The sequence below is a fragment of the Novosphingobium profundi genome, assembly GCF_020524485.1.
Taxonomy (GTDB): domain Bacteria; phylum Pseudomonadota; class Alphaproteobacteria; order Sphingomonadales; family Sphingomonadaceae; genus Novosphingobium; species Novosphingobium profundi_A.
On the sequence record NZ_JAIVLF010000001.1, the window covers coordinates 1,326,113 to 1,352,921 of the forward strand.

Below are 26,809 nucleotides of genomic sequence, written 5' to 3' on the forward strand. Positions count from 1 at the left end.
TTCGGGTCGCAACGCGCCTCAGGACGAAGGGGGCGCAACCGAATTCCGCTCGATGATCTGGTAGTCGACGAAGGTGGTTCCGCCCGGAGCTGCCTTCGTCTCCTTGTCGCGCGCCTGCAGCTGGGCCACGAGATGACGGGTGGCGACTTCGGCGATCTCGCCGAGCGGCTGGCGCACGGTGGTGAGCGCGGGCCAGATCTTCACCGCGATGGGCGTGTCGTCGAAGCCGACCACCGAGATATCTTCGGGAACGCGCAGGTTCGTGCGCAGCGCCACGTTCACGAAGGCGGCGGCCATGTCGTCGTTGCCTGCGAACATGGCGGTGATCGCGCGCTTGCCGGGCAGTATTTCCTCGGCGAGGCGCAGGCCCGCATCGAAGGTCGGCCGGGCGTTCCAGACCAGCGCTTCATCCAGCGCGAGGCCCTGGTCGGCGAGCGCGCGGGCGTAGCCGGCAAAGCGGCTTTCCCCGGCAAGGCTGGGAATGCGCACGAAGCCGATGCGGCGGTGCCCTGCGCGCAGCAGGATGCCGGTCGTCTCGTAGGCCGCCTGTTCGTCGTCAATGCGCACGCAGTGCATGTTGCCCAGTTCCCGGCCCGCGGCGAGGGCGACCATGGGCACGTCGTATTCCTCAGGCAGGCCTGCCGCGCTCACGCGTTCGCACAGCGGGGGGGGCAGGAGCAGGCCGTCGGGTGACGTGCTGAGGAAGTCGCGCACCGAATCGAGCGGGCTCTTCTGGTCGTAGACCTTGATGTTGAGCTGGACGCCAAGCCGGGCCGAGGCATTTAGTGCGCCGACCAGCATCGCGCTCAAAAGCGCGCTGTCGCTGTCGCGGTGGAACAGGCCGATGCGGTAGTTGCTTGCGCTGGCCAGCGCACGCGCGGCGGTGTTGGGCCGGTAGTCGAGTTCGGCGATGGCCTTGAGGACCGCCTCGCGCGTGGCGGGAAGAACGCTGGGCTTGTTGTTGAGAACATTGGAAACCGTCATCGAAGAGACACCGGCATGGCGCGCCACGGCGGCCATCGTGACCCCTCCGCCCGAACGCCTGCGCGATCGTGTGCCCACTTTCTTGTCCATCATCCACGTCCCCGGTCTTCCCCGGGCTGGTTGACAAGGGCCCGAGCTTTCACTAGCAATTTAGCGCTACATTGCGTCATGCCGTCCTGTCTTGCAAGACAGTTCGTACAGGTGCAATCGCTTCGTGTCGCCAGACTGCACGCTAAAGAACACGGCGCAAACGATAATGCGCACTGCGAGAGGATCCCGATGACCGCCACCCCCGCATCCGAGGCCGCCACCGAGGCGCCCTGGCCACCTGCGCGCGAAGCGTGGACCGCCGCGATCCTGCTCATGCTGGCCTATACGCTGGCCTTTGTCGACCGCCAGGCGCTGGCGCTCCTCGTGCAGCCGATCAAGGAGGATTTCGGGGTCAGCGATACCGCGATGAGCCTGCTCTACGGCCTCTCGTTCACGCTGTTCTATGTCCTTGTCGGGATCCCGGTGGCCTGGGTGGCGGACCGCTCGAACCGGCGCAACATCATCGCGGCCTCGATCTTCATCTGGAGCCTGGCGACGGCGGCCTGCGGCATGGTGCGCAGCTTCACCGGTCTGTTTACCGCGCGCATCGCGGTGGGCGTGGGTGAGGGCGGCCTTTCGCCCTCGGCCTATTCGATCCTCGCCGACTACTTCCCCAAAGAGAAGCTGGGTCTGGCGATGGGCGTCTACAACATGGGCGTCTACTTCGGGGGCGCGGGCGCGCTGATCCTGGGCGGGCTCATTGCAGGCGCCATTCCGCCCAATTCCGATGTTCTCATTCCGCTGCTCGGCACGATGAAGGGCTGGCACATCATCTTCCTGCTGCTGGGCATTCCCGGCGCGCTGCTCTCGCTCGCGATGTTCCTCGTGCGTGAGCCCAAGCGCCGTGGCAGCGTCAGCGACGCACAGCCTGCGGCCGCGCCCATGGGCCATTTCTTCGGCCAGCTGCGCACGCACGGACGTGCCTACTTCGGGATCATCGTCGGCTTTTCGCTGATGATCTTCGTGGGCAACGGCACAGGCGCATGGATCCCGGCCTTCCTGGAACGCTCCTATGGCATGAACATCAGCGAGATCGGCGCGTCCTATGGCTGGATCGTGTTCTTCTGCGGCACGGGCGGCGCGCTTTCGGGTGGCTTTGTGGCGAGCGCGCTGGAAAAGCGCACGCCCTATGGCAACCTCAAGGCCGCCGTTATCGGCTTTACCGCGCTGATCCCGCTGACCATCGGCTTCCCGCTGATGCCGACCGCCGCACTGGCGCTCGCCGGGATCGGGGCGATGAACTTCTTTGCAGGGTTCAACTTCGGCGGCGGTCTTGCCGCGCTGCAGGGGCTTACCCCCAACCGCATGCGGGCGATGGTCTCGGTCGTCTACATGCTCTCGATCAACCTGATCGGCTCCACCCTCGGCCCGACGGCCGTGGCGCTGGTGACCGACCTCGTCTTTGGTGACCCGGCGCGGGTGGGCGAATCCATTTCGCTCGTGTGCGCGGTGGCCTCGCCGCTGGCTCTCGTCCTGCTGCTGGTGGGCATGGCCGGCCTCAAGGCATCTGCCCGGAAGGAAAGTGTGGCATGAAGAACCTCCCCTCGCGCAAGAGCCCGCTTGGCGCGCGCATGAAGAAGCTGGCACTTGCTCTCGCTGGCACGGCGGCGATCGCCAGCCTGCCGCTCTCCACCGCGCCGGTGCAGGCGCAGTCGGCGGCCCCTGCGGCGCAGGCGGGCGCGCAGCCGGTGCGCACCGTCAATGGCAAGCCGATGAACATGATCTTCGTGCTCGTCGATGACCTGCGCTTCGATGCCATGGGCTTCCTGACGCCCGGTCTCAACACGCCCAACATCGATTATCTGGCGAGCCACGGGACCTATTTCCCGAACGCAGTGGTGACTTCCTCGCTGTGCAGCCCGAGCCGCGCGACGATCCTGACCGGCCAGACCGCGCGCAACCACGGCGTGATCGACAACACCAATTCGAGCGAGAAGGGCCTCACCTTCTTCCCCAGCTATCTCCAGCAGGCGGGTTACCAGACCGGCTTCTTCGGCAAGTGGCACATGGGCGATGCCAACGCGGACCCGCGCCCCGGATTCGACCGCTGGGTCAGCTTCCAGGGGCAGGGCACCTATTTCCCGACCGAGCGTCTTTCGCCTGAGGAGATCGCGGCGGGCAAGCGCCAGCAGCTCAACGTCGATGGCGTGGAGGTGAACCGCCAGAAGTACATCACCACCGAACTCACCGACTACGCGCTCGACTGGCTGAAGGAGCGCGACACGAAGCAGCCCTTCTTCCTCTACCTCAGCCACAAGGCGGTCCACTCCGACCCGACGCCTGAGGAAAGCCACAAGGGCGAATACGCGGACCTTGCCGTCGATCTGCCCGAGAGCTGGGCGGACACGCCACGCAACAACGAAGGCAAGCCCATGTGGGTGCGCAACCAGCGCAACAGCTGGCACGGCGCGGACTTCCCCTACCACACCGACGAGCCGCTGCCTGAGTATATCCGGCGCTATTACGAGACGCTGGGCTCGGTCGACGACAGCTTGGGGCGCATCCTCACGTACCTGCGCAAGAACAAGCTCGATCGCAGCACGATGATCGTGTTCTATTCCGACAACGGCTTCCTGTTCGGCGACCATGGCCTGATCGACAAGCGCAACGCCTACGAGCCTTCGGTGCGCGTGCCGATGGTGGTCTGGGCGCCCGAGATCGTGCCCGAAGGCAAGACCGTGCCCAACCTGGTGCGCAACCTCGACCTTGCCCCGACGTTCCTCGATCTGGCGGGCGTGGCCGAGCCCGAACAGATGGAAGGCAAGAGCTTCCTCTCGCTCGCCGAGGGGCGCACCGCGCCGGAAAACTGGAACGCGGGCGACTTCGTCTACGAGTATTACTGGGACTGGCAGTTCCCGCAGACGCCGACCACCTTCGCGATTGAGCGCGATGGGTGGAAGTACATCCAGTACCACGGCATCTGGGACACCGAGGAACTCTACAACGTGGCGCAGGACCCCGAGGAACTGCACAACCGCATCGAGGATCCCGCCCAGCTTGACCGCAAGAACGAGCTGCGTGCCGCGCTCTATGCCGACCTCGCCAACCAGCGCGGCAAGCACGACATCCCCTACACGCAGCGCGCCAGCAAGGGCCTGGTCCTGCGCCACAAGGATGGGCACCGCGCGGCCGACTTCCCGAGCGAGTGGTACGCAGAGCCCAACCTTCCGGGCAAGATGAACGACCTCTATCCCGACACCGAGGCCAAGATCGAGGCCGACCGCAAGGGCGAGCGCTACGTGCCGGATCGCCGCGGCCACTGAACCAGGCATCTGGAGATGTGAAAAAGGCCCGGTTGCTCGTGGGAGCGGCCGGGCCTTTTCGTTGCTCTGGAGATTAGTGCGGAACGCTCATGTCGCCAGCCAGCATGCAGAAGCTGGCGGGCGGCGGGGTCAGTTCGGGGCCCACCCAGCGCGTCCATTCGCGGTGCCAGAGGCGCTGCATCTCGGCGAGCTTCTGCGGGTGGCTGGCGGCAATGTCATGGGCTTCGGCAAAGTCCTCGGCCGTGTTGAAGAGTTGCCACTGATCGTGTGCCAAGGTGTCGGACGCGCAATCGTGCAGGGCAACGGCGCGCCAGTTCCCATCGGTGATGGCCCGGTTGCCGCGCAGCTCGAAGAACTGGCGCTGGCGGCCCGGTGCATGGGCGTCGTTCAGGGTGCGCAGGAACGAACGGCCAGCCACGGGACGCTGCGTCGAACCGTTCACCGTGGGCGCAAAGTCTAGACCGGCGGCGTCCAGCAGGGTCGGGCCGACATCGACGACATCGACGTACTGCTCGCGGATCGCGCCGCCTGTGCGGACATGCGCGGGCCAGGACACGATCAGCGCGGTGCGTACCCCGCCCAGGAACGGCCAGAGCTTGTAGCGGCGAAATGGCGCAGAGCTCGCGCTGGCCCAGGGGCGGGGGTATTCGGACTGGGTGGCAACGGTGCCCAGTTCGATCATGCGCGCGCGCTGCTCGGCAGGTGTCAGCGTGTTGGCCTGGTAGAGCCCCTCGAAGAAGCCGCGCTGGCCGGCTTCCGAGGCGGCCCCGTTGTCCGAGAGGACGACGATCAGCGTGTTTTCGAGCAGGTCGTGGGAGCGTAGGTGCTCGACCACGCGGCCGATCTGGGCATCGGCGTGCTCGATGAAACCGGCGTAGACTTCCATGTAGCGGGCGAAGACGACCTGTTCGTCCTCGCTCAGATCGTCCCAGGCGCGGTCGTCCTCCTCGCGCGGGGGCAGGGTGCAATCGGCGGGGATCAGACCCATGTCCTTCATGCGCGCGAAGCGTTCGCCGCGCACGATATCCCACCCGCGGCGGTAGCGGTTGGCGTAGCGCGCGGAGTATTCGGCCGGGGCCTGGATTGGCGAATGGGCAACGCCCATGCCCATATGCAGGAAGAACGGGCGATCCCGCTCGCCATTGTCCACGTGCGCCGAGACGAGCGCCATGGCCTTGTCGGCCATGTCGACCGAGAAGTGGTAGTCGCTGGGCAGGTCCGGGTCGATGTAGTCGTCGTTTTCGACGAGGTCGGGCTTGTACTGGTCGGTCCAGCCCTTGGCAAAGCCGTAGAAGTAGTCGAACCCACGCTGGCGGGGCCAGTTGCGGCGCGAGGTTCCCGGCTCCAGTTCGTCGGTCGGGATGAGGTGCCACTTGCCCAGCAGCCAGGTCGCGTAGCCGCCGTCCTGCAGGACCTCTGCCGTGGTCTGGATGTCATCGGGCAGGCGGAAGGCGTTGGCGTCGTAGCGCTCTGCGAAGGGCCCGAAATTGGTGTCGGGCACGTCGGGGAAGTTGACTGAATGGCCATTGCGCCCGGTGAGAAGCGCCGCGCGCGTGGTGGAGCACACGGCCTTGGTGTCAAACCGGTTGTAGCGCAGTCCGCGCTTTGCCAGCGCGTCGATGTGGGGCGTGCTGATTTCCCCGCCAAAGCAGCCGAGGTCCGAAAACCCGATGTCGTCGAGCACGATGGTGACGATATTGGGCTTTTTCGACGCCGGTCGGGTCGCCGCGTGGGCCGGTCCGGCCAGCATGGAGCCCGCCAGCAGCGTGCCTGCGAAGCGGCGCCGGGAAACCTTCATCATCAAATTCGCGTCCTGTCGTTTGTCTGGCCTGGAGGAAGGCGCCACGGCCTGCCTGTCCCTCGCGTATCGCAATCCGGCGAGGGGCAAAAGGTTGCGAGGCCCAAGGGGCTGGGAACATTCGCCGTTTTCAAGCGTGCCGCGCTGGTCTAGCTCTTCTCCGCACGCAAAGCACTGCGGGAGAGACCCGCGCACGAGAGGATGAGTAAAGCCATGCGCCATGCCGCCGCCGCGATTGCCGGAGCCCTTGCCCTGACTGGAGCGCTGGTGGCGCCTGCCGGGGCACAGACGCGCGTGGATGGCGATCCCCACGCGCAGGACCCGGTGGGCATCGTCGAGGAGCCATGCCCGCACCATCCCATGCCCAGCGATGGCGAGGGCTGGCACCTGTGGAACCTCCACATGCTGACGCGCGACTTCGGCCAGCTGTGCCGCTACGCCGAGGCGAACACGGCGCTCAAGGCGAAGAACGCTCCGGTGGAAGTTGTCTTCATGGGCGATTCGATCACGGACAACTGGCAGAACATCGACCCGGATTTCTGGACAGACGGCCGGGTGGATCGGGGCATCTCGGGCCAGACCACGCAGCAGATGCTGGTGCGTTTCCGCGAAGACGTGCTCAATCTGAAGCCCCGCGCGGTCCATATCCTGGCCGCGACCAACGACATTGCCGGCAACACCGGAGCCGCGACGATGGCACAGGTCACCGGCAACATCGAGACCATGGCCGAACTCGCCCGTGCGCACGGGATCAAGGTGATCCTGGGCTCGGTGCCTCCGGCAAAGGCCTTTCCCTGGGCGCCCGACAAGACGCCCGATCCGCAGGTGCGCGCGCTCAACGTCTGGCTCAAGGGCTATGCGGCGCGCGAAGAGTTCACCTACGTCGACTATTGGAGCGCGCTTGCCGCGCCCGACGGGGCGATGGGCGAGGGGCTCTCTTCGGACGGGGTACACCCTACCGCAAAGGGCTATGCAATCATGGCCCCGCTGGCGAAGGCCGCCATCGCCCACACGCTTGGGGATGCCGACTAAGGACAATCCTCGGGCGGTTCGGCGTGGAAGGCGGGCGTGAGGAGTTCGTGATCGAAGGCCTCGACCCGCTCGACCAGCTTGCCGCAGCGGTGAATTGTTTCCAGTCGATAGACGCCGGGCGCTAGCGAGTAGCCCATTTCGGCAAGGCGGCGCGGATCGTCCGTTCCGCTCTGGATGACGGTGCGTGTCTCGCAGCCGTTGTACTCGGTCGTCTCCAGCCCGCGGCCGTATCCGGGAATGTCGAGGGGATGGCTTTCGCGCCGCATCGAGCCGTCTAGGTTGTAGGCCGCGCCGCGCAGGAAGCGGCCCGCCTCGTCGTATTCGGCCAGGGCAAGCAGCGTACCGTCCTTGCTCCACAGCGGCTGCGGGCCGACGGGACGCCCCATGGCGTAGTGCTTGTGGCCGACCGCGCCCGAACTCCGGTATTCCACCTGATCCCCGTCGGCGCGGCCCCTGCGGTAGTTGCCGTATTCCTTGAGCCGCCCGTCGCGTGCGTAGTTGATGTAAGGCCCATCGCGCTTGCCCTCGCGCCAATGCGCCTTGGAGGCGAGCTGGCCGTTCTCGTGAAAGACGTAGTAGTCGCCCTCAAGCCCGCGCGGGCCATAGGTCCAGCGTTCGAGGAGTGTACCTTCGTCCGACCAGTGGCGGTAGAGGCCATCGAGCGCGCCCTCGCTCCAGCTACGCTCCACCGCCAGCACGCCTGTGGGGTAGAACTGGCGGTCGAGGCCGTCCTTGCGCCCGTCACGGCATTCGACGCGGCGGCGCAAGGTGCCGTCAGCTTCGCGAAGATCCAGAATGCCGGTGAAGGCGTCGCGCTGCGAAACGGCGCAAAGTTCGGCTTCGGAATAGTCGCGCTGGTAGGGCTTCTCGACCGCCTCGGAGGGGGCGCCATGGGCTGGGGCGGCGGCGAGCGCGGCGGCGATGAGGGCCAAACTTCCGTGAATAGGCAAGGACATGGGGCGCGTTCTAAGGATTACGCCCCCGACCTTGCAAGGGACCTGCGGTTCAGGCGGTCACTGCGCGGGTCTTCTGGAAGCGGGCCAGCGCGATGGCGGCGGCGGCGGCCAGGATGAGGATGAGCGCGCTTACCATGAATTCGTGCACCGCGCCCAGCGTGTCGAAGCCGATCCCGCCCAGCGTCGCGCCCAGGGTAATGGCCACCTGGATGATCGCGACCATCAGGCCGCCGCCCGCTTCGGCGTCTTCGGGCACGGTGCGGGCCAGCCAGGTCCACCAGGCGACGGGTGCGGAGGTCGCGGCAAAGCCCCAGATGGCGAGCAGCGCGATGGTAACAGGCAGCATGTCGCCGAACTGGGCAAGGGCCAGCGCGACCACGGCCATGACCGCAGGAAGCGCGGCCAGCAGGGCAAAGAGGCGCCCCTCGACGATACGCCCGACGACGAGCGTACCGACGAAGCCGGAACCGCCCACGACAAGCAGCAGCGTGGAGAGCAGCGAGACGCCTACGCCGGTCACCTGTTCCAGGAAGGGGCGCAGGTAGGTGAAGAGCGAAAACTGCCCAATGAAGAGGAGCGCGACCGTCACGAGGCCCGCGGTCAGGGGGGCATGGCGCAGCAGGTCGAGCAGGCTTCCGCCCTGGGCCTTGCGGTCAGGCTGCAGGCGCGGGAGCGCGAAGGCCTGCCAGGCCACGGCCATGACTGCCAGTGGGACAACGCACCAGAATGCGCCGCGCCAGCCGATCCACCCGCCCAGCAGGCTTCCGAGCGGCGCGGCCAGCGTCATCGCCAGCGCATTGCCGCCGTTGATGATGGCCAGCGCCTTGGGCACGTCGGCATCGGGCACGAGGCGGATCGAAACGGCCGCTGACATCGACCAGAAGCCGCCCAGAGCAAGGCCCAGGAAGGCACGGCCGGTCATCAGCACGGCGTAGCTGGGGGCAAGCGAGACCAGCACGCTCGCGATGACGAGGAGCGCGGTCAGGGCGAGCAGGACATGCTGGCGCTGCAGGCTGCGGGTCAGGCGGCCGAGCGAGAGACTGGCGATGACGGCAAAGAGACCGGAAGCGGCGATGGTCTGCCCGGCCTGGCCCTCGGTCAGGTCAAGCGAGGCGGCCATCGGGCTCAGCAGGCTGACCGGCAGGAATTCGGAGGCGACCAGCACGAAGCTGCACAGGGCCATCGCATAGACCGCGCCCCAATGGGCTGGGCTTTCAGACGGCGGTGGCGAGGTGGGGGAGGTGTGCGGGGAATTCATGTTTATCAGGTCCGGTTCGGGCAGGTCTGTGCCGTGCGTGGTCGGGGAGTGTGCCCTCTAGGGGATCTCTCGCAATTGAATTAGAGGGTGTTTTCTTGAATGCTTTATGAGTACGGCTCAGGAATGGAACGCCATGACCTGTCCGACTTCGTCGCCTTCGTGACCATCGCGCGCCTGCGCAGCTTTACCCGCGCGGCGGCACAGCTGGGGGTGACGCCCTCGGCGCTCAGCCACCGCATGAAGGCGCTGGAGGCGCGTCTGGGCATCCGCCTCCTCAACCGCACGACGCGCAGTGTCTCGCCGACCGAGGCCGGGGAACGGCTGCTGGGCTCGGTCGGAGCCAAACTCGACGGGATCGAGGCCGATATTGCCCAACTGGCCGAGCTGCGTGACCGGCCGGCGGGAAACATCCGGGTGAACTCGGACGAACTGGCCGCGCACAAGATCCTCTGGCCCATGCTGCGCGATTTCCTCCCGCGCTTTCCCGACATCAACGTCGAAGTGACCATCGACAACGGCTTCACCGACATCGTGGCAAGCGGCGCCGATGCGGGCGTGCGGCTTGGCGGAGTGGTCGAAAAGGACATGATCGGCGTCGCGATCTCGCCGCCGCTGCGCATGCTCGCCGTTGCCGCGCCTGCCTACTTCGCGAAGCATGGAAGGCCCCGGACGCCGCGTGACCTCGTCGATCACGCCTGCCTCAACTACCGCTTTACATCGAATGGGGGGCTCTACGCCTGGGAGTTCGAGGAGCAGGGGCAGGCGCTCGATGTGCGCGTGGGCGGCCAGCTCATCTTCAACAGCATCTTCCCGATCATGCAGGCCGCGCTCGATGGGGTTGGGATCGGCTGCGTGCTCGACATCCATGCGGTCGAGCATCTGGAAAGCGGAGCGCTGGAGGCCGTGCTGGAGGACTATTCGCCGCCTTTCGAGGGCTACCAGCTCTACTACCCGAGCCGCCGCCAGCCCACGCCTGCCTTCTCCGAATTCGTGAAGGCGCTGCACTACCGGGGCGGATGAACCGGCCCGGTCGCGCAGCGCCTGGCATTACGAAATACGGCGCAGGTGCCGGAAGCGGCCGTAGCGGGTCAGGAGGTCGTCAATGACCTGGGCACGGGAGAAGCCGGTGACATCGTGCGGGGCACTGGCGTCGGAGGCCTGCGCCATCGCGCGGAAGTGGCGGCGTTCCGAATCGTGCGACTTGCGCGTCTCGGCCCAGACGAAGCTCGGCTTGAGATAGGGGCGACTGCGCACCTGGTAGACGAAATCTCCGCGATCGCCGTGGGCCACGGTCAGGCGCACATGGCCCTTGTCCGCGTCGAGTTCGGGGACGAGCCCGTTGTCGCGCATCTCATCCGCCACAGCGTCGAGCGCGGGGCTGACGGTGTCGGTTAGGAAGGCGTCGATCTCGGCCTGGTGGAAGACACCGGCGATGTGGCCCAGGCGCTGCTGCCAGTTGATTTCGGCGCGCGGCGCTGCGGGCGTGAGCGAGGCCGAAAGGTCGCTCGACTCGCCCTCACGTTCGCCGTTCAGAGCCTTGAGCAAGCCATAGCACATGAAGACCATGATGATCGCGAAGGGCAGGGCGCTTGCGATCGCGGCGGTCTGCAGCGCGTCGAGGCCGCCCGCGACGAGGAGGGCAGCCGCAATGCCGCCCGCGCAGACCGCCCAGAAGACGCGCTGCCACACCGGCGGGTTTTCCGCCGCGCCCGAGGTGATCATGTCGATCACGAGCGCGCCGGAGTCCGCCGAGGTCACGAAGAAGGTGACGATGAGGATGGTCGCGATGAACGAGGTGATCATGCCGAAAGGCAGGGCCTGCAGCGTCTCGAACAGGGCGACGGGCATGTTGTTCTTCACGGTTTCGGCAATCGGAGCCACACCCGACATGTCGAGCGAAATGGCAGTGTTGCCGAAGACGGTCATCCACAGGAAGGTGAAGAGCGCGGGGACGAGCAGCACGCCGCCCACGAACTCGCGGATGGTGCGCCCGCGCGAGATGCGCGCGATGAACATGCCCACGAACGGCGACCAGGCGATCCACCAGCCCCAGTAGAACAGCGTCCAGTCGGCGAGCCAGGGATTGGGCTCATAGGCGTACATCCGGAAGGTGCGCGAGACGAGGGCGCCAAGGTAGGCGCCGATGTTCTGGACGTAGGCCTGGAGCAGGAACACGGTCGAGCCGGCAAAGAGCACGAAGCCCAGCAGCAGCACGGCCATGATGATGTTGAGTTCCGACAAGCGCTTGACGCCCTTGTCGAGGCCAAGGACGACCGAGAGCGTGGCGAGCGCGGTGATGACCGCGATCAGGACCAGCTGCACGGCGGTGTCGATGGGAAGGCCAAAGAGGTAGCTGAAGCCCGCGTTGACCTGAAGTACGCCCAGGCCAAGTGAGGTCGCCACACCGAACATGGTTCCCAGTACCGCGAAGATGTCGATGGCATCGCCGATGGGCCCGTTGATCTTGCGCCCGATCAGCGGGAACAGCGCCGAACGGATGGTGAGGGGGAGCCCGCGGCGGAACGAAAAGTACGCAAGGGCCAGGCCAACGACGATGTAGACCGCCCAGGCGTGCACGCCCCAGTGGAAGAAGGTCAGCACCAGGGCCCGCCGGGCCGCATCGATGCTTCCCGGCTCGCCGCTTGGCGGCGAGGCGAAGTGCTGGATCGGTTCAGCGACCCCGAAAAAAACGAGGCCGATACCCATGCCCGCGCTGAACAGCATCGCGAACCAGGACAGGTAGCTGTATTCCGGCTCGCTGTCATCGGGCCCCAGCTTGATGTTGCCGTGGCGGCTGAGCATCAGGAAGATCACGAAGACGAGGAAGCCCGCCACCGCCAGGATGTAGAACCATCCGAAATTCTGGACCAGGAACTCCTGGACATGGGTGAAGATCCGCTCCGCGCGCTTGGGGGCAAGGACGGCCGCCAGCGCGAAAGCGAGGATCAGCACCGCGGAGGTGAAGAACACCGGTGGATTTACCGCCATGCGGAACCCGGATGGGCGTTCTGTCAGTTCGCTGACGTTCGGATTGGGGGGGGTATCTTCGCTCATCAGGGCCATCGTCTACGTATTGAGATTGCATGAGGCAACTTTTGAACGCGAAACTTGTTGCACGCCGCCGGGAAACAAATCGGCAATGGGGCGTGCCGGACGTGCGCTGAACGGTGCCTACGGTGGGAACGCAGCTGTTCCACGTACGCACCTCTGTCGGTTGACAAAAGCAACCCAATCTTTCAGTTGACTTATATCAACTGAAAGATTGGGTGCAATTCATGGTACATGGCACGAAGGACGCAGTCCTGCGGGTGGGACGTGGCGGCCGCTGTCCCGGAGCAGACGGGCGCGGCTGAGCGGGTATGGACAAGAAACCCCTGCTGGGCCTGGCGGGCGCGATCGTTGCGGCCATGGCGGCCGAATTCAACGACCAGGTCAGCGCCATTGCCCTTGTCGACGTGCGCGGCGCCATGGGCATAGGCCATGACGCAGGCACCTGGATCGAGAGCCTCTACGTCACCGCGATGGTGATCGGCATGGCGCTTTCGCCGTTCTGGTCGACGGTCGTGACGTTGCGGCGCATCGTGCTCTTCGCGATCGGCCTCAATCTCGTTTCCAGCGTGCTCATCCCCTTCGCACCCAACATCGAAATTCTCTACCTCCTGCGCATCTTTCAGGGCCTTGCTCAGGGTTTCACGATCCCCCTCCTCATGGCTGCGGCGCTGCGCTTCCTTCCCCCGCCGATCCGGCTCTGGGGGCTGTGCTGCTATGCCCTGACCGCCACCTTCTTTCCCAATCTCAGCGCGGGTGTCGCAGCGCTGTGGACCGAGTTCGTCGACTGGCGCTTCGTCTTCTGGGAAGCGATCCCGCTGTGCACGCTGGCAGGCCTCCTGGTGTGGCATGGGATGCCGCAGGACCCGATGAACCTGGGGCGCATCCGCCAGTGCGACTGGAGTGGAACGGCTCTTGTTGTCGTGGGTATGGGCGCGCTGACCACGATGCTGGAGCACGGCAACAGGCTCGACTGGTTCAACTCGCCCCTCATCTGCGTGCTCGCGTTGGTGAGCGCGCTGGCGGTGCCGCTTTTCGTTCTCAACGAATGGCGCAGTCCGGCCCCGCTCATCGGGGTGCGCCTGCTCGGGCGGCCCAACGTGGCCTATGCGGTCATCACGCTGTTCTGCTTCATCATGATCGGCATGTCGTCTTCGGCGGTGCCGATGGCCTACCTCGCCGAAGTTCAGGGCTACCGCCCGCTGCAATCCGCCACGATCATGCTGGAGATCGCCGCGCTCCAGTTTCTCTACCTGCCGCTCGCGGTCTACGTGCTGAAGCAGGACTGGGTGGATTCGCGCTGGGTGAACGGCTTTGGCCTCGTCTGCGTGATTGTCGCCTGCATCGGCTGCAGCCAGCTCACCTCGGCCTGGAACCGAGAGCAGTTCTACATGTGGCAGGCGATCTCGGGCCTGGGTCAGGCGTTCGTCGTCGTCTCGCTGCTGATGATGGGGACGAACGCGGTGGTGCCCCAGGAGGGGCCGCAGGTCTCCCCGCTCATCAACATGCCGCGCGCGGTGGCGCAGGCGCTGGGCACGTGCTTTCTCGAGCTGGTCGCGCATTTCCGCGGGGAACTGCATGCTACGCGCCTGATCGAGCGGGCCGGGAGCCATGCCTTCGCGCTGATCCGTGGCCCCGCGCTCGACCCGCGCCACGCCCCGCCGCTGGCCGCAGATGGCAGCCCGCGCAGCACAGAGGCACTGGGCGCCTTCCACGAGGCCATCGTGCGCCAGCAGGCGGTCATGGTGGCAAGCGACCAGTACCTGTTTCTGGCTGGGCTGGCCGGTTTCGTCCTCCTCGTCCTGATCGTGCTGCCGGTGCGCACCTATCCACCGCACATCGCGCTGGTGAAGGCGGCGCCGGGCAAAGCACCTCCCACAAGGACCGGGATGCCATCGGCCCCGGCTCCTGTGCCAGCCTGAACAGCGCGCAGTTCTCTTCTTCTCTCCCATCGCCGAACTTCCTGGAACCCCATATGTCCAAGACACTCCCCCCCGCCGAGCGCGGGCCGCGCCGCCCCTGGATCGTCGGCTCGATCATCATCCCGGGTGACAACGATCGCTACGTCCTCCACCCGCACTGGCCCTGGTACGCGGGCGGGTTCGTGATCCTGGCTTTCATTGCCTACGTCCTGTTCAGCCTCTTCGTGCCGCGTTCGGAGGTGTCCACCGACGATGCGCGTGTCACCGCGCACTACGCCGTGATCGCCCCGCGCGTCGCTGGCCAGGTCGTCTCGGTCGATGTCGAGGACAACCAGATGGTGAAGAAGGGCCAGCTCCTTGCCCGCCTCGATGATCGCGATTTCCGTGTGGCGGTGGACGAGGCGCAGGCGCAGCTCGACCGTGATCTTGCGCAGGTTGCCAACGCCGAAGCCGCACTGGCGCGTCAGCCCGCGCTGGTCGCTCAGGAGCAGGCGCAGGTCCGCCAGGCCGGGGCGCGCCTCGATCTCGCGAATGCCAACGCCACGCGCTACGACAACCTCGCCAATTCCGGTTCCGGATCGCGCCAGGCCCAGCAGCAGGCGCGCGCGACCCAGCGCGAGCAGGCCTCGCGTGTGGAGGAGGCCCGGGCCGCCGTCCAGGCCGCGACCCGCGAATTGGCCGTCCTGCGCGCCGCTCGCGAGGCCGCGCTGTCGGCCGTAAAGGCCGACCGGGCGCGGCTCGCGCAGGCCAGGCTGGACCTTGGGTACACCCGCATCACCGCCCCGGTCGACGGCATGGTCGGCCAGCGCGAGGCCGAGCCCGGCAACTACGTGGCGCCCGGCTCGGCGCTAATGGCGGTCGTGCCGCTGGAGGAGACCTTCGTCGAGGCGAACTACCGGGAAGTTGCGCTCAAGCATGTGGCGCCGGGCCAGCACGTGCGTATTCACGTCGATGCCTACGATATTGACCTCGACGGCGTGGTCGACAGCGTGCCCCCGGCGACCGGCGCGGCGTTCTCGCCCGTGGGGCCGGAGAATGCGACCGGCAACTTCACCAAGATTGTCCAGCGCCTGCCGGTCAAGATCCGGTTCGCGGCGGGGCAGCCGGAAGTGCGCCACCTGCGCATGGGCATGTCGGTCGAGACCCGCATCGAGACCCACTTTGCCGACGTCATCGGGGGCGAGGCGCAGACGGCCTACTTCGGCGGCAAGGAGGCGGTGGAGTGATGCCGCGTCGTCTCGCCGCGCTTGCGCTCGCCGCAAGCTCCCTTGCCGCACTTTCGGCCTGCACGGTTGGCCCGGACTACACCCGCCCCGTGGCCGAAGCCCCGCCGCAGTGGGCCGAACGTCCCGAGGCCCTCAGTACGACGATCGGGGGCGAAGTCGACGGGCGCTGGTGGGAGACCTTCCAGGACCCGCAGCTCTCGGCGCTGGTCGAGCGCCTCCTGGCGCAGAACCTCGATCTGGCTGTCGCCGCCGAGCGTATCCAGCAGGCGCAGGCCCAGAGCCGGGTGACAGGGGCGCAGGGACGCCCGCAGCTGGGCGCACAGGCAAGCTATGCGCGTACCCGCCGCAGCCCGCAGGGCCTCTTCTCGCAGCTGATGCCGGCCCCGGGCTCGAACCCGGAAGTCAACGAGTTCGCCGATGCACTGGGCGCTTCGTGGGAACTCGATCTCTTCGGCAAGGTGCGCCGCGCCGTCGAGGCGGCCGACGCGCGGACCGGCGCGGTGATCGAGGCGCGCCACGCGCTCGCGCTCGATGCCGTGGGGGAACTGGCGGCCCGCTACATGGAGCTGCGCGGCGTGCAGGCGCGCGAAGCGATTGCGCAGGACAACCTCGAAACGGCGCAGCGGACCTTGACGGTGGTCGAGGATCGCTTCGCCAATGGTCTTGGCACCCGGCTCGATGTCGCGCGGGCGAGGGGGCAGGTCGAGGCGATCTCGGCACGCCTTCCTCAACTGCACAGCCGCCGTGTCCAACTCATCAACGCGCTTGGCACGCTGCTTGCCAAACCTCCGCGCGAACTCGAGGCCGAGCTGGCGCCGGTGCGCGCGCTGCCGGGGGTACCGCCGACCGTGCCGGTCGGCCTGCCCGGAGAACTCATGCGCCGCCGCCCGGACATCCGCGAGGCCGAGCAGCGCCTCCATGCCGCAACGGCCGAGACCGGCGTTGCGGTGGCGGCCTTCTATCCCTCGATCAGCCTTGGCGGCCGCTTTGGCACGGAAGGTTTCCACGCGAAGAATCTCGGCGAGTGGGCAAGCCGGGCGTTCAGTGTCGGCCCGGTGATCAGCTTGCCGATCTTCCAGGGCGGGCGCCTCAAGGGCACTCTGGAGCTGCGCGAGAGCGAGCAGCGCGAGGCCGCGCTGGTATACCAGAAGGCGGTGGTCGAGGCGCTCAACGATGTCGACAACGCGCTGGTCTCCTACGCGGATATCCAGGCGCAGCGCGACCGTCTGGCCCGTGAAGTCGCGCAGGACCGCACCGCGCTCGGCGCCGCGCGCGACATGTACCGCGAAGGCGCGGTGGGGCTTCTTGATGTCACCCTGGCGCAGGCGGCCCTGCTGGAGGGCGAGGACCGTCTGGCCCTGTCCGAAACGGCCGTCAGGGGAGGGCTGGTTCGGCTCTACAAGGCGCTCGGTGGTGGCTGGGAGGCCGCCGATGCGGCGCTGCACAATAACCTGACGCAGGAGGCTGAGTAGTTAGGTAGCTATACAAATATATACGCGCTGGAAATCTTCGGAAGAATCGGTAACCTCGGCATGAAACGCACGAACAATACGGCGTGACCATGACGGAGAGTGCTGAAATGATCGAAGGAAAGGGTGGGCCTGCGGGTGGAACCTGTGTCGATACGGACTTCGCGGAAGTCGACAGCGGCGACAAGGCCATGATCCTTTTGCAGACCATGATCTGTTACCTGCGCGAAAAGAACATCCTTTCACGCGCCGACATCGAGGTCCTGCGCGAGCGGGTTGAGTCGCGGATGGAGGATGCGCGGGCGGAAAAGGCGGTCCGGGCCGAAGCGTCCGGTTCGGCGGACCTTCCCTGTGATGCGGCCATTGCCCGCGCCGCCGCGCGCGAGATGCGCGAACTCGATGAATATTGCGGCAAGCGCTACGGCGGCAAGCACCGTCGCCGCGTGAACTGATCCTGTGCACCTCGGCGGGGCAGGGTCCTGCACCCGCCGGGCTGGCTATGGCGCTTCCCTATCAGAAAGGTCCTTCTAGAAGCTGGGAAAGCACGCAAATCTAGGGGGGAGGAGCGGTTGGCCCGAGCCGATCGGATCAAGGACCGCTCTGCACCCACTTCTGCGCTGGGCTAGGCGGCGTGGACAAATTCGTACGTCGGGTTTCGCCCCGTTGCGGACATTCAGCGCCTGATCAGAGCAAAAGCAGGTTCACCGCTTGAAATAACGTCAAGGCAACCGGAACCAGTAATGAACCGATAATGCTTAGGCGATCCTTGTGAAATACACCAAATCTCTGATTGCGCATCGAAAAAAGGGTCACCTTCCACTCTGTAGGCAAAGTGGTGGGGAACAAGACCAGCCCAATCCCCTGGATGGCTTTCCGTAGACAATGGAAACTCGTCCAGCATTCGCACAATCACACCATATCCAAGAAAGCTCACCTCCAAGACGCGGTCATCATTCCAAATTTCGAATGTAGCGGTCTCTCGTTGCCAATCGAATGAGACCAGTTCCGCTGCATCTGCATCTGCCCAAGGCGCTTTGCTCTCGATTGGGAAATACTTGATCATGTAATCAAGCTAATGATTGTACAGGATAAGCGCTACATCTTTGTATGTCCGCTTCCCACCCACTTCAGACGTTCCAACCTGCGCCGAATTTGTCCACGCAGCCTAGTCGATACCGATTTCGCGCCGTACCAGTGTCGTCACGTAGGTGCGCAAGGCCGCGCGATCCATCGCCGGGTCGAGCTGTTCGCCTGCGGCGATCCCCCAACTCAGCACCTGCACCAGATTGATGATGAGCGTGCGTGCGCTCTCGTCCAGATGCGGCGCGATCGAGGTAAGGGCGCGATTGAGCTGCGGGCGAAAACGCCCGAGGATGCAGGCATTGATCTGGGCGATACTCTCGCTGCGCCCCGACTCGGCCATGATCTCCATCAGCATGCGCCTTTCCTCGAACTCGTACTCCTCCTGGAGGAGATGCGTGATCCAGTCTGCGATGGTGGCCTTGTCATCTTCGGCGATGGCCTGGTTCAGCGTCTCTTCCTCGAGCCAGACCTGCAGGCTCTCCTCGCAGATGGCGGCAATGACCGCTTCCTTGCTCGCGAAGTCGCGGTAGATCTGCCCCACGGCAATGCCCGATTCGCGGGCGATCTGGGATACGCCGGTTAGGTGAAACCCCTGATTCGCGAACAGTCGGCGCGCCGTTGCAATCAACTTGCGGCGGCGCTCGTCGCAGCGCGCTGTCCGTTGGCTGGCGGTGTCTTCCATCATTTTTATCCCGTGCGTCGCTTGTGCTTTTTGCTGCATTGCAGTAGTGGCCCGTGCAATCGTGAGTGAACGATCACTCACACAATGCATATCATCGTTATCGGGTGCGAACCATGAAGAAGTTGATCCCTATCCTCGGGCTGCTCGTTTCGGCGTGCGGCGGCGGGTCGCAACAGGCTGAGCCGCAGCCGCCGGAAGTTGGCGTAATGGCCGTGCGCACCGAGACGGTCGACCTCCAGGCAGAGCTCCCCGGGCGCACCAGCGCTTATGAGACGTCGGACGTGCGTCCGCAGGTCAACGGGCTGATCCTTCGCCGCCTGTTCGAGGAAGGCGACAACGTGCGCGCCGGCCAGGCGCTCTACAAGATCGATCCCGCGCCCTATGAGGCGCAGGTGGCGAGTGCGCGGGCCGCGCTGGCGCAGGCCAGGTCGCAGATCGCCGCGAGCGAGGCGCAGGCCCGTCGCTACGGCGAACTCGTCAAGATCAACGCGATCTCCAAGCAGGAGGCCGAGAACGCCGAGGCCGCCGCCGCCCAGGCCCGCGCCACCGTCCAGGCCCAGGAGGCCGCGCTGCGCAGCGCGCAGATCGATCTCGCCCGTACCACCGTGCGCGCGCCGATCTCGGGGCGCATCGGACGTTCGACCTACACCACCGGCGCGCTCGTTTCGGCCTCGCAGGCCGAGCCCCTGACGACGATCCAGCACCTCGATCCGATCTATGTCGACATCCAGCAGTCGAGCGCCGACGTGCTGCGCCTGCGCCAGGAGATCCTGGCCGGCAAGCTCGCGGGCAACGGCGCGGCCGCGCAGGTCAACCTGACGCTGGAGGATGGCAGCACCTATCCGGCCGAGGGGCGCCTCAAGTTCACTGACGTGACCGTCGATCCCAGCACGGGTAGCCAGGTCATCCGCGCGGTATTCCCCAACAAGCAGGGCCTCCTGCTTCCGGGCATGTACGTGCGCGCAAGCTTCGTGGAAGGCACCAAGGCCGATGGCCTGCTGGTCCCCCAGCGCGCGGTGCAGCGCGATGAAAAGGGCCAGCCCGTTGTCCTGGTCGTCGGCAAGGACGGCAAGGTTTCGCAGCGCGTGATCGAGACCGACCGCACCGCAGGCACCAACTGGTTGGTCACGGGCGGCCTCAAGGAAGGCGAGAAGATCGTCGTCTCGGGCCAGCAGAACGCGCGTCCGGGCGCGACCGTCACGCCGCAGCTGATGAAGCCGGGCGAAGTCGGCGACCGCTCGGGCAAGGAGGTCGAGGCTCCCTCGACCGAAGCTGAAAATCCGTCCGAGGGGCGTTGATCCCACATGGCACGCTATTTCATCGACAGACCCATCTTCGCATGGGTCATCGCCATTGTCGCGATGATGTTCGGCATCCTCGCGATCCGCAGCCTTCCGGTCTCGCAGTTCCCCGAGATCGCGCCGCCCACGGTCACCATCAACGCGACCTATCCGGGCGCGGATGCGGACACGCTGGAGCAGACGACCACGCAGATCATCGAGCAGCAGCTCAAGGGCATCGATAACCTGCGCTACTTCTCCTCGCAGTCCTCCTCGGCGGGTGCGGTGACGATTACGCTGACCTTCGAGCAGGGCACCGACCCCGACATCGCGCAGGTCCAGGTGCAGAACAAGCTGCAGGCCGCGCAGTCGCTGCTGCCTCAGCCGGTGCAGCGCCAGGGCGTGACCGTCGCCAAGTCGGCGGCGAGCTTCCTGGTTGTCGTCGGCCTCTATTCCGAAGACGGCAGCCACAGCGCCAACGACCTTTCGGACTACGTCGTCAGCCAGGTCCAGGACCCGGTCAGCCGCATCAACGGCGTGGGTGAGCTCATGGTCTTCGGCACCCAGTACGCGATGCGCGTCTGGGTCGATCCGCTCAAGCTGCGCAGCTACAACCTCACCATGGGCGACGTGCGCGCCGCGATCGAGGCCCAGAACGCGCAGGTTTCGGCAGGCCAGATCGGCCAGCTGCCGGCCTCCAAGGAGCAGCAGCTCAACGCGACCGTCTCGGTCCAGTCGCGCCTGACCTCGCCCGACGAATTCGACAACATCCGCCTGGCCACCAACGCGGGCGGCGGTGTCGTGCGTCTGAGCGATGTCGCGCGCACCGAGCTGGGCGCGGATACCTACGGCTTCGACGTCCAGTACAACGGCAAGCCTGCCTCGGGCTTCGGTGTGCGCCTGGCCTCGGGGGCGAACGCGCTCGACACGGTCGAGGCGGTCAAGGAAGAGGTTTCGCGCATCTCCGAAGGCTTCCCGCCTGACGTGAAGGTCGTCTACCCTTACGACACCACGCCGTTCGTGCGTCTCTCGGTCGAGCAGGTGATCCACACGCTCGTCGAGGCGGTCGTGCTCGTCTTCCTCGTCATGTTCCTGTTCCTGCAGAACTGGCGCGCGACCCTGATCCCGACCATCGCGGTTCCGGTCGTCCTTCTGGGTACTTTCGGGATCATGGCGGGGATGGGCTACACCATCAACCAGCTCACCTTGTTCGGCATGGTGCTGGCAATCGGTCTCCTCGTCGACGACGCCATCGTCGTGGTCGAGAACGTCGAACGTCTGATCCAGACCGAGCACCTCTCGCCCAAGGACGCGGCGCGAAAGTCCATGGACGAGATCAGCGGCGCGCTGATCGGTATTGCCATGGTGCTGTCCGCGGTGTTCCTGCCGATGGCCTTCCAGAGCGGTTCCACCGGCGTCATCTTCCGCCAGTTCTCGCTCACCATCGTCTCCTCGATGGTGCTCTCGGTGCTGGTTGCGCTGATCCTGACCCCGGCGCTGTGCGCCACGATCCTCAAACCCCACGATCCGTCCAAGCTGGAAGGCAATGGCCTGCTGGCGCGCTTCTTCCGCTGGTTCAACGAGACCTTCGATCGCGGTACGGACCGCTATGAGAAGGGCGTCAAGCGCACCGCGCGCAGCTGGAAGCGTTCGGGCCTCCTCTACCTTCTGCTGGTTGCGGGTGTGGGCCTCATCTTCTTCCGTCTTCCCGGAGGCTTCCTTCCGGACGAGGACCAGGGCGTCGTCCTGACCCAGGTCATGGCGCCTCCGGGCTCGACCCTGCCGCGCACCGAGGAAGCGCTCAAGGAAGTGCGTCGCCACTTCCTCGAAGACGAGAAGGACAACGTCCAGGCGGTGTTCACGATTTCGGGCTTCTCGTTCATGGGCCGCGGCCAGAACACGGCCATCGCCTTCGTGCGCCTGAAGGACTGGGAAGAGCGTTCGGGCAGCGAGAACGCGGCGCAGGCCATCGTCGGCCGCGCCATGGGGGCACTGGGTCAGTACCGCGACGCCACCATCTTCGCGCTGATCCCGCCCGCCGTCTCGGAACTGGGCAATGCCGCCGGCTTCGACGTGTGGCTGACCGACACTGATGGCATCGGCCACGAGAAGCTGCGCGCGGCGCGCAACCAGCTGATGGGCGCGGCGATGGCCGATCCGGCGATCATGCAGGTCATGCCCGTCAGCCTCGACGATGCGCCGCAGCTCAAGGTCGATGTCGACCAGGACAAGGCCAGCGCGCTGGGCCTGGACTTGGGCACCATCAACACCGAGATCTCGACCGCCTGGGGCGGGGCCTACGTCAACGACTTCCTTGATCGGGGCCGCACCAAGCGCGTCTACCTGCAGGCGCAGGAGGAATACCGCGATTCGGCCGATGACCTGGATTCGTTCTACGTGCGCGGGGCCGATGGCCAGATGAGCCCCTATTCGGCGTTCTCGGATGTGTCCTGGCGCAATGCACCGACCATGCTCACCCGCTACAACGGGCGGCCTGCGATGGAACTCCAGGGCGTTCCGGCCGAGGGTCTGAGTACGGGTGATGCCATGGCCAAGATGGAGGAACTCCACGCCCAGCTTCCGCCGGGGACGAGCCTCGACTGGACTGGCCTTTCCTATGAGGAACGCATGGGGGCAGGCCAGGCGCCGGCACTCTATGCGCTCTCGCTGGCGGTCGTGTTCCTGTGCCTTGCCGCGCTCTATGAAAGCTGGTCGGTGCCGATCGCGGTGATCCTCGTGGTTCCGCTCGGCGTGCTCGGCGCGCTGGGAGCTGCCTGGCTGACCGGGCTCAACAACGACATCTACCTGCAGGTGGGCATCATCACCACGATCGGTGTCTCGGCCAAGAACGCGATCCTCATCATTGAGTTCGCCGAGGAGCGCGTGCAGTCGGGCATGGATGCCTTCAGCGCGGCCATCGAGGCGGCCAGGCTGCGTCTGCGTCCAATCCTGATGACCTCGCTGGCCTTCGGCATCGGCGTGATCCCGCTTGCGATCTCCTCGGGCGCGGGTGCGGGCGGACAGAACGCCATCGGCCGTGCGGTCGTGGGCGGCATGTTCACCGCGACCGTCCTCGCGATCTTCTTCGTGCCGATGTTCTTCGTGGTCGTCAGCCATCTCTTCGGACATGGCCGCGACAACGAGACCTCGCAGGATGAAGGCAACGAAGCGAACCAGGGCGCTGCCTCGGGCAGCCAGGCCCCGGAGGGCAACTGAGATGAAGACACGCATTCTACCGATCGCGGCGGGCGCGCTGCTCCTGGCCGGGTGCAACATGGCACCCGACTATGAGCGGCCGACCGGCGCCATTCCCCAGGCCATGCCGCAGGGCGGGGTCTACCCGAGTGCGGCAAGCGATGCCCCGGACATGTCGCGCACGGGCTGGCAGGACTTCTTCCTTGAAGAACGTCTGCGCCAGGTCATCGCGATGGGGCTGGAGGAGAACCGGGATCTGCGCATCGCGGCGGCTAATGTCCTCCAGGCCCGTGCCCAGTTCACCACCCAGCGCGCGGCGCTCTTCCCGACGCTGAGCGCGGGGGGGACGGGCACCTACACCAACAACTTCGCGGCAATGACGGGCCAGACCCAGAATGCCGGAGACATCGAGATTTACCAGGGAACCCTGGGCATCTCGGCCTTCGAGCTTGATCTGTTCGGGCGCGTGCGCAACCAGTCGCGTGCGGCGCAGGAGCAGTTCTTCGCCAGCGAGGAAGCGCAGCGCTCCACCCGCATCAGCCTGATCGCGGAGATCGCCAACGCCTGGCTGACGATGGCGAGCGACGCCGACCAACTGGCACTTGCCCGCCGGACCAAGGATGCCTTCGAGAAGACGCTCGACCTCACCCGCGCGCAGTTCGAGATCGGCACCGGTAGCGAGCTGCAGGTGCGCCAGGCTGAAACCAGCTACGAGGGCGCGGTCAACGACATCGCCGTTCTCGAGACTGCGCTGGCGCAGGACCAGAACGCGCTCAATCTGCTGGCCGGGACAACCGTTCCGCGCGAACTTCTACCCTCGACGCTGGGCACCGAGGATCTGGTGCGCCAGGATCTTCCGGTGGGGCTGTCTTCCGACGTTCTCCTCTCGCGTCCCGACGTGCTCCAGGCCGAGCACCAGCTGATTGCCGAGAACGCGAACATCGGTGCGGCGCGTGCAGCGTTCTTCCCGACGATCTCGCTGACGGGCACGCTGGGCACGATCAGCACCGCGCTGTCCGGGCTCTTCAAGGACGGAAGCTACACCTACAATGCCTCGCCTTCGGCCAGCTTGCCGCTGTTCGATGGTGGCGCGCGTTCGGGCAACCTGGCCTATGCCAAGGCGTCCAAGCAGGCTGCGGTGGCCACGTACGAGAAGGCGATCCAGACCGCGTTTCGCGAAGTCAGCGATGCCCTTGCCCAGCGTGGCCGCATCAACGAACAGGTCATGGCGCAGATGCGCCGGACCAAGGCAGCGCAGGTCTCGGCCAACCTTGCCGAGGCACGGTTCCGTAGCGGCGTGGATTCGTTCCTGACGACGCTCGACAGCCAGCGCACGGCCTATGCTGCTGAACAGCAGCTTGTGAACACGCGGCTGCTGGAAGCGACCAACCTGATCGAGCTCTACCGCTCGCTCGGGGGCGGGGCCGATGTCGTGCTTGAGGACGAGGCTGGCGCGACCGACTAAGTCGCACGAGACTGACGCCCATACGAAAACGCCTCTTCGTCCGGAATGGACGGAGAGGCGTTTTCGTGTGCGGGCAGGGCGGATCAGCTCGCCCGGCGCTCGTCCTTGCGGGGCTGGGCGGCCTCGACGCGGTTTCGTCCCAGGTCCTTGGCGCGGTAGAGCGCCGCGTCGGCGGTGCGCAGAAGCTTGGCGGCCGGGCAATGGTCCGGTGTGGTCGCCAGTCCGATCGAGACGGTGACCGGGCCGAGCGGCTCCCCATGATGCAGGATTTCGAGGCCGCCGATCCGAGTGCGCAGATCCTCGGCGCGCTCCATCGCCTGCGCGCTGTCGGCGCCGGGCAGCATGACGAGGAATTCCTCGCCGCCGTATCGGAAGATACGGGTGTCCTCGCGCATTGCCTGGCGCAGCGCGGCGCCCACGGCGCGCAGGACCGAATCGCCAGCCTCGTGGCCAAAGCCATCGTTGATGCGCTTGAAGTGGTCGATGTCCAGCATCAGGAAGGAAAGGGCTGTCGCATCCCGTTCCGCCTTGGCCAGCGTGAGGGGCAGTTCCTCTTCGAAATTGCGGCGGTTGGATAGCCCGGTCAGCGAATCGGTGAGCGCCATGGCCTGGAGCCGCTCGCGCAGCCGCAGGTTGGAGAGCGCGAGGCCGATATTCTCGCTCAGCATCTGGAGATAGTTTTCCGGGAAGCGCTGCTCGCCGCGGGCTTTACGCGATTCGAAATAGATCAGCCCCAGCGTCTGGCGCTGCGCAATCAGCGGCAGGCAGAGCGTATCGGGAAGCGCGTCCGCGCCGTCCAGATCCAGGTGCGCGCAGGGCACGTCGATGGTCTCGCCCGCCGGGCGGTGCGGCAGGCCGCGACGAAGCGCCCAGCAGTCCAGCGTCGAGAACGCGGAGCCCGAGTGCTGCGGGTCAAGCCAGTTTCCGGTTTCCTCCAGGCGATTGCTGTCCGGGTCGAGCACATAGAGCCGTCCTGCAAAGCCGGGCACGATCTCGGGTACGAAGCGTTGGACCACGTCGGTCAGCGCATCGAGCGTGTCGCAGCCCTGCATGCGCTGGGTCATGCGGGCGAGCAGGGCACGTGAGGCGCGTTCGGCCTCCTGGACGGCTTCGAGGCGCTGACGCTCGATGCCGTTCTCGCGGAACACGCGGATCGCCTGGGCCATGTCGCCGATCTCGTCGACATCCTCGTACGTCGGCGGTTCCACGCCGTAGTCCTGCGCGGCGAGACGGTTGACGACGTCGGAGAGGCGCACCACCGGGCGCAGGACCCGCCGCTTGAACACGAAGTAGAGGACGCACAGGAACAGGAAGGCGGTGATTGCCAGCATGAATTCGGAAGTCGTGCGCCAGATACGGGAGATTCGGGTCGCCTCGGCGATCTCGATTTCGGTACGTTGGTCGAGCTGCTCCTGAAAGCGTTCGACCATGGTGATGGCGCGATCGAGTTCGCGTTCGTATTCGGCCCCGAACAGGATCTGGCGCGCGCGCGGCGTGTTGCCATCGGCCTGCGCGGCGAGCGCCTCTGTCTGTTCATCGCGCAGCGAATCGGCCCAGCGCAGGCCTTCGCGTAGGACCGCGAGTTCTGCTGGCGTAGCCCCGGCCTTGGCGATCCGGCGCAGCCGTTCTTCCAGCTTGTCGGTATCGGTGGCTTCGCGGGCGTAGAGTACCTGGTAGGTGGCATCGCCGGTGTTGAGGTACTGGCGCGCGCGATCGGTCAGCCGATAGACGTCCTCGGCAAGCCGCTCGGTCGCGCGGTCGAGGGCAAAGCGGCGCTCCACGGCGACACGCTCGTGCTCCTGCGCGCTGGAGGAGAGGAGCATCGTGGCGCCGGACACGATCGTGAGGAGAACCGTGGCCCCGTAGGCCCAGTTGGTGATGGTAGCGAGCCGCATGGTCCTCGGCGGTTAGGAGCAGGGTGCTGAATTTCTTCTTAAGCCCCACGTATTCTCATAAGAATAGCACGCAAGGAGCCCGCCGCGACAGTCTTATGGCAAGGGGAGTTCGCCCGTACCCGGCCAAGCTGGCCGGTGAACGATGATCTCGACAGTTTGGGGA

At 66.0% G+C, this 26,809-nt stretch carries 19 protein-coding genes; 11 read left to right on the plus strand and 8 right to left on the minus strand.

Annotated features, from left to right (window positions below; all coding sequences use genetic code 11):
- Positions 1 to 18: 18 nt before the first annotated feature.
- Complete coding sequence (locus LC060_RS05835) at positions 19 to 1,077, minus strand: LacI family DNA-binding transcriptional regulator (RefSeq protein ID WP_226633425.1); 1,059 nt, start codon at positions 1,075 to 1,077, stop codon at positions 19 to 21.
- 186 nt (positions 1,078 to 1,263) lie between these two features.
- On the opposite strand from LC060_RS05835, the gene LC060_RS05840 reads away from it, so the two are divergent.
- Both LC060_RS05840 and LC060_RS05845 read left to right on the plus strand, forming a co-directional pair.
- Entirely contained in the window at positions 1,264 to 2,607 is a 1,344-nt protein-coding gene (locus tag LC060_RS05840) for an MFS transporter (RefSeq protein ID WP_226633426.1), read from the plus strand.
- On the plus strand, positions 2,604 to 4,337 hold the full coding sequence (locus LC060_RS05845; protein ID WP_226633427.1) for a sulfatase: 1,734 nt from the start codon (positions 2,604 to 2,606) through the stop codon (positions 4,335 to 4,337). Before LC060_RS05840 ends, LC060_RS05845 begins: the two co-directional genes overlap by 4 nt.
- A 73-nt stretch (positions 4,338 to 4,410) precedes the next feature.
- Here the strand turns inward: LC060_RS05845 and LC060_RS05850 are convergent, their stop codons facing one another.
- Complete coding sequence (locus tag LC060_RS05850) at positions 4,411 to 6,138, minus strand: arylsulfatase (RefSeq protein WP_226633428.1); 1,728 nt, start codon at positions 6,136 to 6,138, stop codon at positions 4,411 to 4,413.
- 210 nt (positions 6,139 to 6,348) lie between these two features.
- On the opposite strand from LC060_RS05850, the gene LC060_RS05855 reads away from it, so the two are divergent.
- Positions 6,349 to 7,167 carry a GDSL-type esterase/lipase family protein gene (locus LC060_RS05855; RefSeq protein WP_226633429.1) on the plus strand — a complete coding sequence of 273 codons (819 nt, stop codon included), beginning with the start codon at positions 6,349 to 6,351 and terminating at the stop codon, positions 7,165 to 7,167.
- Here LC060_RS05855 and LC060_RS05860 read toward each other — a convergent pair.
- Both LC060_RS05860 and LC060_RS05865 read right to left on the minus strand, forming a co-directional pair.
- Positions 7,164 to 8,123, minus strand: coding sequence for a toxin-antitoxin system YwqK family antitoxin (locus LC060_RS05860; RefSeq protein ID WP_226633430.1), 960 nt, complete (start codon positions 8,121 to 8,123; stop codon positions 7,164 to 7,166). The genes LC060_RS05855 and LC060_RS05860 overlap by 4 nt on opposite strands.
- Before the next feature lie 49 nt (positions 8,124 to 8,172).
- Positions 8,173 to 9,381, minus strand: coding sequence for an MFS transporter (locus tag LC060_RS05865; RefSeq protein ID WP_226633431.1), 1,209 nt, complete (start codon positions 9,379 to 9,381; stop codon positions 8,173 to 8,175).
- Between the two features lie 123 nt (positions 9,382 to 9,504).
- Here LC060_RS05865 and LC060_RS05870 point away from each other — a divergent pair, with 123 nt between their 5' ends.
- Positions 9,505 to 10,401, plus strand: a complete 897-nt coding sequence (locus LC060_RS05870; RefSeq protein WP_226633432.1) for a LysR family transcriptional regulator — start codon at positions 9,505 to 9,507, stop codon at positions 10,399 to 10,401.
- Positions 10,402 to 10,428: 27 nt separating this feature from the next.
- On the opposite strand, the gene LC060_RS05875 is transcribed toward LC060_RS05870, so the two are convergent.
- Positions 10,429 to 12,369, minus strand: coding sequence for a BCCT family transporter (locus tag LC060_RS05875; RefSeq protein ID WP_226633643.1), 1,941 nt, complete (start codon positions 12,367 to 12,369; stop codon positions 10,429 to 10,431).
- 371 nt (positions 12,370 to 12,740) lie between these two features.
- Here LC060_RS05875 and LC060_RS05880 point away from each other — a divergent pair, with 371 nt between their 5' ends.
- The 4 genes from LC060_RS05880 (at position 12,741) to LC060_RS05895 (ending at position 17,498) form a co-directional block, all read left to right on the plus strand.
- Positions 12,741 to 14,351 carry an MFS transporter gene (locus tag LC060_RS05880; protein WP_226633433.1) on the plus strand — a complete coding sequence of 537 codons (1,611 nt, stop codon included), beginning with the start codon at positions 12,741 to 12,743 and terminating at the stop codon, positions 14,349 to 14,351.
- 53 nt (positions 14,352 to 14,404) lie between these two features.
- Positions 14,405 to 15,577: an HlyD family secretion protein gene (locus tag LC060_RS05885; RefSeq protein WP_226633434.1), complete on the plus strand. Its 1,173-nt coding sequence runs from the start codon at positions 14,405 to 14,407 to the stop codon at positions 15,575 to 15,577.
- Positions 15,577 to 17,049 carry an efflux transporter outer membrane subunit gene (locus LC060_RS05890; RefSeq protein WP_226633435.1) on the plus strand — a complete coding sequence of 491 codons (1,473 nt, stop codon included), beginning with the start codon at positions 15,577 to 15,579 and terminating at the stop codon, positions 17,047 to 17,049. Before LC060_RS05885 ends, LC060_RS05890 begins: the two co-directional genes overlap by 1 nt.
- A 107-nt stretch (positions 17,050 to 17,156) precedes the next feature.
- Complete coding sequence (locus LC060_RS05895) at positions 17,157 to 17,498, plus strand: hypothetical protein (RefSeq protein ID WP_226633436.1); 342 nt, start codon at positions 17,157 to 17,159, stop codon at positions 17,496 to 17,498.
- A gap of 221 nt (positions 17,499 to 17,719) precedes the next feature.
- Here LC060_RS05895 and LC060_RS05900 read toward each other — a convergent pair whose 3' ends face one another.
- On the minus strand, positions 17,720 to 18,109 hold the full coding sequence (locus tag LC060_RS05900) for a hypothetical protein (RefSeq protein ID WP_226633437.1): 390 nt from the start codon (positions 18,107 to 18,109) through the stop codon (positions 17,720 to 17,722).
- Between the two features lie 102 nt (positions 18,110 to 18,211).
- Entirely contained in the window at positions 18,212 to 18,892 is a 681-nt protein-coding gene (locus LC060_RS05905; RefSeq protein WP_226633438.1) for a TetR/AcrR family transcriptional regulator, read from the minus strand.
- A 32-nt stretch (positions 18,893 to 18,924) separates the two neighbouring features.
- Between LC060_RS05905 and LC060_RS05910 the strand changes: the two genes are divergently transcribed.
- Genes LC060_RS05910 through LC060_RS05920 form a run of 3 tightly spaced genes read left to right on the plus strand, consistent with a single transcriptional unit; the run spans position 18,925 to position 24,751 of the window.
- Positions 18,925 to 20,109, plus strand: a complete 1,185-nt coding sequence (locus LC060_RS05910) for an efflux RND transporter periplasmic adaptor subunit (RefSeq protein ID WP_226633439.1) — start codon at positions 18,925 to 18,927, stop codon at positions 20,107 to 20,109.
- Positions 20,110 to 20,115: 6 nt separating this feature from the next.
- The gene (locus LC060_RS05915) at positions 20,116 to 23,307 is read left to right on the plus strand and encodes an efflux RND transporter permease subunit (protein WP_226633440.1); all 3,192 of its coding nucleotides are present in this window, start codon (positions 20,116 to 20,118) and stop codon (positions 23,305 to 23,307) included.
- Between the two features lies 1 nt (position 23,308).
- Complete coding sequence (locus LC060_RS05920; protein WP_226633441.1) at positions 23,309 to 24,751, plus strand: efflux transporter outer membrane subunit; 1,443 nt, start codon at positions 23,309 to 23,311, stop codon at positions 24,749 to 24,751.
- 83 nt (positions 24,752 to 24,834) lie between these two features.
- Here the strand turns inward: LC060_RS05920 and LC060_RS05925 are convergent, their stop codons facing one another.
- Entirely contained in the window at positions 24,835 to 26,646 is a 1,812-nt protein-coding gene (locus LC060_RS05925) for a diguanylate cyclase (protein ID WP_226633442.1), read from the minus strand.
- Between the last annotated feature and the right edge of the window lie 163 nt (positions 26,647 to 26,809).